We start from the raw sequence: 9,170 nt of genomic DNA, 5'->3' as shown, positions 1-9,170 counted from the left end.
TTTTGGGGGTAGTCTTTGCCGGCAATCGGGGATAAAGTATGGATATCCATCCAGTAGTTATACGCTATGTGGAGCTAAATGGATACCCCTTATATACATACAGATTAAAGACAGGGATTGTCATTATGAGCGCTTCACCATTCCTTCGGTCATTGCGGGAGCACATGCTAGTGCGTCGCTACAGCCTACGTACGATAAAGTCGTATAGCTACTGGATCAAGTCTTTCATTATTTTTAATGGCAAGGTCCACCCGGCAGAGTTGGCTGGCGCAGAAGTGGAGGCTTTTCTTAATTATCTCGCCTGTGAACGTCGCGTTTCCGGGGCAACGCAAGCCATTGCGCTCAACGCCTTGGCGTTTCTCTATAACCAATACCTCGAACAACCCTTAGGGAGTATTGGCCAATTTCGACGCGCTCAGCCACAACGCAAACTGCCGGTGGTATTGACCAGAAAGGAGGTCGCCTGCCTGCTCAATACACTGGAGGGCACACCGAAACTGATGGTGTCTATGCTGTACGCTTCTGGCCTTCGCCGTATGGAGCTATTGCGCCTACGCGTTAAGGATATCGACTTCGATAATTTGCAACTGCAGATATGGCAGGGCAAAGGGGGCAAGCATCGTCTGGTGACGTTAGCGCCTGAACTCATACCCGCGCTACGCCGACAGATAATCGTTGTTGAGCGCTACTTAATAGCGGATATAGCCGACACGCGTTTTGCTGGCGTATGGATGCCAGATGCCTTGGCAAGAAAGTACCCCAACGCCAACAAGAGCCTTGCGTGGCAGTATCTCTTCCCCGCCAGCAGACTCAGCATCGACCCCTATGAAAAACTGATTCGGCGCCATCATTTCGACGAATCGGCCCTTAACAAATATATTCGCGCCGCCGCGTTGCGAGCCAAACTGCGTAAGAATGTGACGTCGCACACTCTGCGCCACTGTTTCGCCACCCATTTACTGCAGGCAGGCGCGGATATTCGCACGGTTCAGCAGCAACTAGGCCACAGCGATGTTAAGACAACGGAGATTTATACCCACGTACTCAAGCAGGGCGCGCACGGCGTGCGCAGCCCCCTGAGCGGTTTGCTTGCTGAGGGCTGAGTTACTTCAGCAGACTAAGATCGACTTGTTTGTCGGCGTGGTAAGAGGAGCGCACCATCGGGCCGCTGGCAACGCTTTTAAAGCCGAGTTCTTCGGCGATGCGGCCGAATTCGTCGAATTCTTCGGGGGTAACAAAGCGGTCTACGGGGAGGTGGTCACGGCTGGGTTGCAGGTACTGCCCGAGGGTGATCATGTCGATGTTGTGGGCGCGCATGTCTTTCATTACCTGAATCAGCTCGTCGGCGGTTTCACCGAGGCCAAGCATCAGGCCGGACTTGGTAAGCACGTCGGGGCGGCGCTCTTTGTATTTTTTGAGCAGGTCGAGCGACCATTGGTAGTCGGAACCCGGACGGATTTTTTTGTAGAGGCTGGGTACCGATTCCAGGTTGTGGTTGAACACGTCGGGGGCTTCTTGCTCGAGTATATCCAGCGCCACATCCATGCGGCCACGGAAGTCGGGTACGAGCACTTCAATGCGAATGCCTTCGCTGCGCTGACGGGTTTCACGAATGCAGTCGGCAAAGTGCTGGGCACCGCCGTCGCGCAGATCGTCGCGGTCCACCGAGGTGATAACCACGTACTTAAGCTGCATTTCAGCAATGGCTTCAGCCAGCTCGCGAGGCTCGTTTTCGTCCAGGGCATTGGGGCGGCCGTGGGCAACGTCGCAGAAGGGGCAGCGACGGGTACAGATTTCGCCCATGATCATAAAGGTGGCGGTGCCGCCACTGAAGCACTCGCCCAGGTTGGGGCAAGCGGCCTCTTCACATACCGAGGCGAGTTTGTGCTTACGCAGAATTTGCTTAATACGGCTGATTTCCGGGCTGGCGGGCAGCTTGGCGCGAATCCAGCTCGGTTTAACCGGCAGTTCGACCGAGGGAATGACCTTGACCGGAATACGGGCGACTTTTTCGGCGCCGCGCAATTTTTCGCCCTGCACCACTTTTTTGGCGGCGGGGCGTTTTTGGCCTTGGCTTGTCTCGCTCATTGCTATTACCTCTGCCGGGCTGTGACTACAGCTCGGGTAGTTGATTGTCGTCCAGCACGGGGCTACTGCTGTAGCCCAGACGCGTGGCTAGTTGACGCGACAGGCTGTCCATCAGCCTTGCCATGTCTCTGTTTTGCTGCGGTGCCTGGCGAAGAATGTCGGTAACTTCCATACCGACATGGCCGCAGGGGTTGATGCGCTGAAACACCGACAGGTCCATATCGACATTCAGGCTCAAGCCGTGAAAGCTACAACCGCGCCGTACGCGCAGGCCCAATTGGGCAATTTTAGCGCCGCTCTGCACATAAACGCCGGGGGCGTCGGCACGCGGGTGAGCGGCAATGGACAGCTCGGCAAGGGCGTCGACAATGCTCTGCTCAATGGCGGTAACCAGGTCGCGTACGCCAATGCCGAGTCGCCGCAGATCAATGAGTACGTAGCCCACCAACTGGCCGGGGCCGTGGTAGGTAACCTGGCCGCCGCGATCCACTTGCACCACGGGAATGTCGCCGGGCATTAAAATATGTTCGGCCTTGCCAGCCTGCCCCTGTGTAAATACCGCCTGGTGTTCTAAAAACCACAGTTCATCGGGACTGTCGGCATCGCGCTGATCGGTATAGGCCTGCATGGCCTGCCACACTGGCTGGTAGTCTTGCAGCCCGGCCAAGCGGCGCTGATAGAGGATTTTCTCGCTCACTACATTACCATTTTAACGACGCCGGTCGCCTTCAGGTCTACGTGGATGCGCTCAAGCTGGTCTTTGCCGGTGGCCACAATGGTCACGGTGAGCGACATAAAGCGCCCTTCGCGGCTCAGCCGCTCGGTAACACAGCCTTCGGCCAGTGGCGCGGCATGTTGTTCCATCACCGCCAGTACCTTGCCCCGCGCTTCCTCGTGATTGTCGGCAATCACCTTGATGGGATAGTCGCAGGGGAATTCAATTTTCGGTGGTTCTTGCTGCGTCATGCTTTTACCCTCACGACACCAGGCTCAGGAAGAACAGCACGATGCTGTCCCACAGGCGTTTGAAGATACTGCCCTCTTCCACCGACTCCAGTGCCACCAGCGGTACGCTCACTTCCAACTTGCCGTCCAGGCTCACTTGCAGCTCACCGTATTCACTGTCGGCAGCGATGGGCGCAGTAAGCACTTCGTTAACAATTAACTGCGCATCCAGGTCGTCGGCCTTGCCGCGGGGAATGGTCAGGTAGACATCGTCTTGCACGCCCAGCGCCACATCGGCACTGCCGCCCTTCCACACCTTGGCCTTGGTCAGCTCAGTGCCGGCAGAATACAGGTGGTGGGTTTCAAAATAACGGAAGCCGTAAGACAGCAGCTTTTGCGTTTCGCGCTCGCGAACCCGCTCACTGGAGGCGCCCATTACCACGGAGATCAGGCGCATGCCTTCGCGCTTGGCGGAGGTCACCAAGCAGTAACCCGCTTCATTGGTATGGCCGGTTTTTAGGCCGTCGACGCTGGGGTCCGTCCACAACAGGCCGTTGCGATTGTTCTGGCGGATGTTGTTGTAGACAAACTCTTTTTCGCTGTACAGCGCGTACTCATTGGGGAAGTCGATGATCGCCCGCGCCAGAATGGCCAGGTCACGCGCCGAAGTGTAGTGCTCGGGGTGGGGCAAGCCGTGGGAGTTCACAAAGTGGGTGTTTTCCAAACCCAGCATTTGCGCGTGTTGATTCATAATGCCTGCGAAGGCATCTTCGCTGCCGGCGAGGTATTCGGCCACAGCAACACTGGCGTCGTTACCCGAACTGATCACCACACCTTTATGCAGATCGCCAAGGGTGACTTGCTTGCCAACTTCTATCCACATCAGCGACGAGCCAGTGAAGATGGGGTTTTGCGCCCAGGCATTTTTGCTGATGGTAACCAGGTCGCTGTTGCTCACCTGGCCTTGCTCCAGCTCGTATGACAGCACATAGCTGGTCATCAGTTTGGTGAGGCTGGCGGGCGGCAGGCGCTCATCGGCATTGTGTTCAATCAATACCTCTCCGCTGTCGGCGTCCATTAGCAAGTAGCCAGACGCGGAGATAGCCGGTGGCGCTGGCACCAGGCTTTGCTGGGCGGCAGCGTGACTGGCAAAGACCAGGGCGGAGACAATCAACAACACTAAGCGTTTCAAAACAAAACCTTTTTCGATGAGTTTTCGTTAGCTAATTTATCGCGACGGCGCCCTATTGACGCTCGTCGACCAGTAACTGCGGTTCACCAGACCAGCGACTGCGCAACGCTTTGCGCGCCGCCTGTGCCGTTGCGTAGTCCGGTAGCGGGCCAATGCGCACGCGGTGAATCACCGGCTCCGACGATGCCTGGCTCGCGATGGATACCGGGTAGGCCAACCCGGCGCCGAGTGCATCTTTCAGGGCCTGGGCGGAGTCCAGTTGCGAGAAAGCGGCCACCTGCAAATAGTAATCGGCAGCGGCTTTTTCTGCGCCGTCGATATTATCCGTGTCAATCACCTCAATTTCCACTGCGGCCGTGCCTTTGCGCGCAAAGCCGAGCTTAACCGCGGCAGCATAGGAGAGGTCGATAATGCGGTCTGAATGGAATGGCCCGCGATCATTCACGCGAACAATTGTTGCGCGGCCATTTTCCAAATTTTTCACCCGCACATACACCGGAATGGGCAGTGTTTTATGCGCCGCCGACATTTGGTAGAGGCTGTAGGTCTCGCCATTGGCGGTGGCTTTGCCGTGAAACTTGGTGCCGTACCACGAGGCGATGCCGCGCTGTTTGAAGCCGCGGTGGTCATCCACCAAGTGGTAGGTTTTTCCCAGCACTTTGTAGGGGTTGCTGTTGCCGGCCATACGAATGATTTCCGGGCGCGGCGTGGCATCGGCGAGGCTATTTGGGTCGACGTCGTGCAGCGGGGCGCCGTCGTTCTCGGTGGGTGTTACCGGTGGTTCAACGGGCCCGCTTTGACGAATTGCCGGCTGGCTACAGGCCTGCAGCAGCAGTAACAACAACAGGCCATAAGATAAGCGTCGCGTCATTTCTGCGCGACTTCACTGCGGTAGGCCTCGGCCACTTTTTGGCTGAGCTGGTGCGCAGCCAATGCGTACATAGAGCTGTGGTTGTAGCGCGTAATCACGTAGAAGTTTTTCAGCCCTACCCAGTACTCGTCGCCCTTGGCACCGTCGAACTTCATTGCCGTGGCCTTCATGCTTTCGTCCAGCGCTTGGTTGCTGCTGATACCGCCCAGCTTCAATTCGGCAAGGGTTTTTACCGGCTTCAGGCCCGCATTAAACAGGGTTTCATCTACCGGCTCACTCAATACCGCTGGCGTGACCACGGTTTCACCTTTGCGCCAGCCGTGTTCGGCAAAGTAGTTGGCAACGCTGCCGATGGCATCAACGGGGTTGTTCACAATATCTGCCTGGCCGTCGTCGTCAAAGTCGACGGCGTAGGCGCGATAGCTGCTGGGAATAAACTGACCATAACCCATTGCACCGGCGTAGCTGCCTTTGAAGCTAAGCGGATCAAAGTCCTGCTCGCGTACCATTAACAGGTACTGCTCCAGCTGACCGAGGAAGAAGGTGCTGCGGCGGGGGAAGTCAAAACCCAGAGTCGCCAGCGCATCCACCACGCGGTAGCTGCCTTTATTGCGGCCGTAGCGGGTTTCCACACCGATAATGCCGACGATCATTTCAGCGGGAACACCAAATTCTTTTTCCGCCCGCGCCAGCGTGTCGGCGTGTTCCTGCCAGAATTTCACGCCCTGTTTGATGCGCGAGTCCTGAATAAAAATTTTGCGGTAGCGCGCCCAGGTCATTACCGACTCGGCCGGCCGCTCCATGGCGTCGATAATGGACTGTTTCTTTTCTGCCTGCTGCAGAATATTGACCACCCAGTCGCGGTCAAAGCTGTGTTTTTCGACCACTTTGTCGACAAATTCAGCGGCCTTGTCGTGCTGGCTGTAATCGGCCGACGCCAGCAGCGGCGTCGACATAGCCACGGCGGCAGCAAGGCAGCGCAGCGGCGAAGAAATCAATTTGCGTAAAATCACTGTGTATTCTCTCTTTTATTGAAGGCCCGTGAACAGCGGCCGATAGCGCGTTTACTGATGCACCAATCGCTCGTCGGCATAAATCCCCATCAAGATGCCAAAACCCACCAGCAATGTCACCAATGATGTACCGCCCTGACTGACCAGCGGCAGGGGCACACCCACCACTGGCAGCAGCCCGGAGACCATGCCCATATTTACAAATACGTAGACAAAGAAAGTTAGGATAATACTCCCGCCTAATAAGCGACCGAAGCAATGTTTTGCCTGGGTGGAGATCCAGATGCCGCGACCGATGATCAAGGCGTACAACAGCAACAGCAGCAACACCCCGCGCAGGCCGTATTCTTCGGCGAGTACCGCGATAATAAAGTCGGTGTGACTCTCCGGCAGGAAGTCCAGATGAGACTGGGTGCCCATCAGCCAGCCCTTGCCCTCGAAGCCGCCGGAACCGATGGCGGTTTTGGACTGAATAATATTCCAACCCGCGCCCAGTTTGTCGCTCTCTGGGTTTAGCAGCGTCAGGATTCGGCGGCGCTGGTAGTCGTGCAGCACAAACTCCCACATCGGCCACGCGGCGGCCAACAGCAGGCCAAAGGCGGAGAAGATAAAGGTCCAGCTAATGCCCCCCAAAAACAGCACGAACATGCCCGAGGCGGCGATCAGGATGGAGGTTCCCAGGTCGGGCTGGGTGGCAACCAGCACGGTGGGCACAAAAATAATCACCAAACTCGCCGCCGTATAGCGCCAGCTCGGCGGCAGTGGATGCGACGACAAGTACCAGGCCACGGTCATCGGCATAATCAGTTTTGCCAACTCCGAGGGCTGAAAGCGAAAGCCGCCAAGCGACAACCAGCGCTGCGCGCCCTTCGCGCCAACCCCCATAAAATGCACGGCAATCAGCAGTAAAATGCAGCCGATAAAGGCAAACGGCGCCCAGCGCTGCAACTGCTCCGGGTGAAGCTGGGCCACCAGCACCATCACTACAAAAGCAACGGAGAGGAAGCGCCCCTGCCGCAACACCACCGCAGCATTTTCATCGCTGGCGCTGTACAGCACCATTAAACCCACGCCGCTTAACAACAACAGCAGAAACAACATTACCGGGTCGATACGCAGGCGCTGGGACAGTGTGCGCTGGCTGTACATAGGGCCTGCACCACTGGGCAACTGGCGCAGAAAATCGGACTGGCTCATTGCTGCTCTCCGCTCGCCACATCCGGCGAGTTCAATAAATACGCGTCCATCACCGCGCGCGCAACCGGCCCGGCCACACCGCCGCCACTCTCGCCGTTTTCAATAATCACGGCGACGGCAATTTGCGGGTCTTCCGACGGGGCGTAGGCAACAAACAAGGCGTGGTCACGCTTGCGCTTTTCCAGGGATTCCGAGTCGTACTCTTCCCCAGCGGCAATACTAATCACCTGAGCGGTACCGGTTTTACCCGCCATGCGATATTGCAGACCTTTGCGCAGCGAGCGACCGGTGCCGCGCACGTCGTAAATCACTTCTTCCATGGAATGCTGGATCGCATCCCACTGACTTTCGGGGACATCTTCCATTTTGCCAAGCAGCGGCGCCTCAACCGGCTCGCCACCGACGGCGGCTAACAGCCGCGGTGCACGCAGTTCGCCGCGCGACGCCAGCACCGAGGTGGCCACGGCGATCTGCAGCGGCGTTGCCAACATAAAGCCCTGCCCAATGCCCACGTTGATGGTTTCGCCGGGGTACCAGTGGCTGCCGCGGGTGTCGCGCTTCCACTGCCGCGACGGCAACAGCCCACCGCGCTCGTTGGTGTTATCGATGCCAGTGACATCCCCCAAGCCAAAGCGCGTGCCAAAGTCATGCAGGCGATCAATACCCAGCTTGTAGGCCAGCTCGTAGAAGTACACATCGCAGCTTTCGGCAATGGCCTGACCCATATTCACCGAGGCGCCGTGACCGCCGCGCTTCCAGTCGCGGTAGCGCCGAGTGTCGTTGGGCAGACTGAAGAACCCGGGGTCAGCGTAGCGCGTGGCCGGCGTTACCACGCCGTAATACATGCCCGCCAGCGCCCACAGGGGTTTTACGGTAGAGGCCGGCGGGTACTGGCCCTGTAAGGCGCGGTTGTACAGCGGCAGGTCGTTGTCGTTTTGCAGGGCGCGGTAGTCTTTGCCGCTAATGCCGCCAACAAATAAATTGGCGTCGTAGCTCGGCGTGCTGAGCATGGCGATCACGCCCCCGGTTTTGGGGTCGATGGCCACCACGGCGCCGCGTCGTCCGGCCATGGCGTCGTAGGCAACTTTCTGCACCTGCGCATCAATATGCAGCTGAATATCGCCGCCCGGCAGCGGGTCGTGGCGCTCTAACACGCGCAGAATTCGGCCGTGGGCATTGCTCTCCACATTTTGGTAGCCGACCGTGCCGTGCAGCAGGTCTTCGTAGTATTTTTCCAGACCAATTTTGCCGATGTGGTGGGTGCCGCTGTAGTTAACAGGGTCGATGGTATCTTGCTCGCGCTCACTGATTCGGCCAACGTAGCCCAGCACATGGGCAAATAATTCACCCTGAGGATAGTGGCGCACCAGCTGGGCGTCGACATCGACACCGGGAATGCGGTGCCGGTTGACGGCAATAATGGCGATCTCTTTTTCACTGAGGCGGAACTTAAGCGGCACTTCCTCGTAGGGCCGACGCCGACGCAGGCGTTTTTTAAATTGCTCGATATCGTCGTCGCTGAGTTCGATAAGCTCGCCAATAATGGCCAGTGTTTCATCCAGCTGGTCAACGCGCTCGCGAATCACCGTAAGTGTATAGCTGGGAATATTCTCCGCGAGCAGTATGCCATTGCGGTCAAAGATCAGGCCGCGCTTGGGCGCTATCGGCATAAGCTGAATGCGGTTGCGGTCAGACTGTGTTTTGTAAATGTCGTAGTCGAGGATTTGCAGCTGGGTGTAGCGCGACACCAACACCCCGGTCATCACCATCAATAACACAATGCACACAAACATTCGGCGCCGGTAAACATAGCGCTCGCGGTAGGTGTTTTTTAGGGTCTGGCGTCGGGGTATGGTGGCCATGA

At 57.4% G+C, this 9,170-nt stretch carries 9 protein-coding genes; 1 reads left to right on the top strand and 8 read right to left on the bottom strand.

Annotation, left to right across the window (positions count from 1 at the left end):
- Nucleotides 1-125 precede the first annotated feature (125 nt).
- Nucleotides 126-1,103, top strand: a complete 978-nt coding sequence (locus tag HNR64_RS09940) for an integron integrase (RefSeq protein WP_204996326.1) — start codon at nucleotides 126-128, stop codon at nucleotides 1,101-1,103.
- A gap of 1 nt (nucleotide 1,104) precedes the next feature.
- Here HNR64_RS09940 and lipA read toward each other — a convergent pair whose 3' ends face one another.
- Genes lipA through mrdA form a run of 8 tightly spaced genes read right to left on the bottom strand, consistent with a single transcriptional unit; the run spans nucleotide 1,105 to nucleotide 9,168 of the window.
- Nucleotides 1,105-2,088, bottom strand: a complete 984-nt coding sequence (gene lipA / locus HNR64_RS09935; protein ID WP_204996325.1) for a lipoyl synthase — start codon at nucleotides 2,086-2,088, stop codon at nucleotides 1,105-1,107.
- A 25-nt stretch (nucleotides 2,089-2,113) separates the two neighbouring features.
- Nucleotides 2,114-2,785, bottom strand: coding sequence for a lipoyl(octanoyl) transferase LipB (gene lipB / locus HNR64_RS09930; RefSeq protein WP_286839187.1), 672 nt, complete (start codon nucleotides 2,783-2,785; stop codon nucleotides 2,114-2,116).
- Nucleotides 2,785-3,054 carry an HP0495 family protein gene (locus HNR64_RS09925; RefSeq protein ID WP_027873959.1) on the bottom strand — a complete coding sequence of 90 codons (270 nt, stop codon included), beginning with the start codon at nucleotides 3,052-3,054 and terminating at the stop codon, nucleotides 2,785-2,787. Before HNR64_RS09925 ends, lipB begins: the two co-directional genes overlap by 1 nt.
- A 10-nt stretch (nucleotides 3,055-3,064) precedes the next feature.
- Nucleotides 3,065-4,225 (bottom strand): D-alanyl-D-alanine carboxypeptidase family protein, encoded by a 1,161-nt coding sequence (locus HNR64_RS09920; protein ID WP_204996324.1) that lies wholly within the window; start codon nucleotides 4,223-4,225, stop codon nucleotides 3,065-3,067.
- Nucleotides 4,226-4,277: 52 nt separating this feature from the next.
- Nucleotides 4,278-5,096 carry a septal ring lytic transglycosylase RlpA family protein gene (locus tag HNR64_RS17370; RefSeq protein WP_275587336.1) on the bottom strand — a complete coding sequence of 273 codons (819 nt, stop codon included), beginning with the start codon at nucleotides 5,094-5,096 and terminating at the stop codon, nucleotides 4,278-4,280.
- A complete protein-coding gene (gene mltB / locus HNR64_RS09910) occupies nucleotides 5,093-6,106 on the bottom strand; it encodes a lytic murein transglycosylase B (RefSeq protein WP_420853746.1) in 1,014 nt (337 codons plus the stop codon). Before mltB ends, HNR64_RS17370 begins: the two co-directional genes overlap by 4 nt.
- A gap of 54 nt (nucleotides 6,107-6,160) precedes the next feature.
- Entirely contained in the window at nucleotides 6,161-7,306 is a 1,146-nt protein-coding gene (gene rodA / locus HNR64_RS09905; RefSeq protein WP_027873963.1) for a rod shape-determining protein RodA, read from the bottom strand.
- Nucleotides 7,303-9,168, bottom strand: a complete 1,866-nt coding sequence (gene mrdA / locus HNR64_RS09900; RefSeq protein WP_204996323.1) for a penicillin-binding protein 2 — start codon at nucleotides 9,166-9,168, stop codon at nucleotides 7,303-7,305. The genes rodA and mrdA overlap by 4 nt, the downstream gene beginning before the upstream one ends.
- Between the last annotated feature and the right edge of the window lie 2 nt (nucleotides 9,169-9,170).

Origin of the sequence: Spongiibacter marinus (genome assembly GCF_016906995.1) — a bacterium.
Classification (GTDB): domain Bacteria; phylum Pseudomonadota; class Gammaproteobacteria; order Pseudomonadales; family Spongiibacteraceae; genus Spongiibacter; species Spongiibacter marinus.
The sequence above is the reverse complement of the archived record's forward strand: the minus strand, read 5'-3'. Positions and strand labels throughout refer to the sequence as shown.

What these genes read in the sequence shown, in the direction of transcription:
- mrdA (WP_204996323.1), bottom strand. Translation starts at nt 9,168, where the DNA reads ATGGCCACCATACCCCGACGCCAGACCCTAAAAAACACCTACCGCGAG.
- HNR64_RS17370 (WP_275587336.1), bottom strand. Translation starts at nt 5,096, where the DNA reads ATGACGCGACGCTTATCTTATGGCCTGTTGTTGTTACTGCTGCTGCAG.
- HNR64_RS09940 (WP_204996326.1), top strand. Translation starts at nt 126, where the DNA reads ATGAGCGCTTCACCATTCCTTCGGTCATTGCGGGAGCACATGCTAGTG.
- HNR64_RS09925 (WP_027873959.1), bottom strand. Translation starts at nt 3,054, where the DNA reads ATGACGCAGCAAGAACCACCGAAAATTGAATTCCCCTGCGACTATCCC.
- rodA (WP_027873963.1), bottom strand. Translation starts at nt 7,306, where the DNA reads ATGAGCCAGTCCGATTTTCTGCGCCAGTTGCCCAGTGGTGCAGGCCCT.
- lipA (WP_204996325.1), bottom strand. Translation starts at nt 2,088, where the DNA reads ATGAGCGAGACAAGCCAAGGCCAAAAACGCCCCGCCGCCAAAAAAGTG.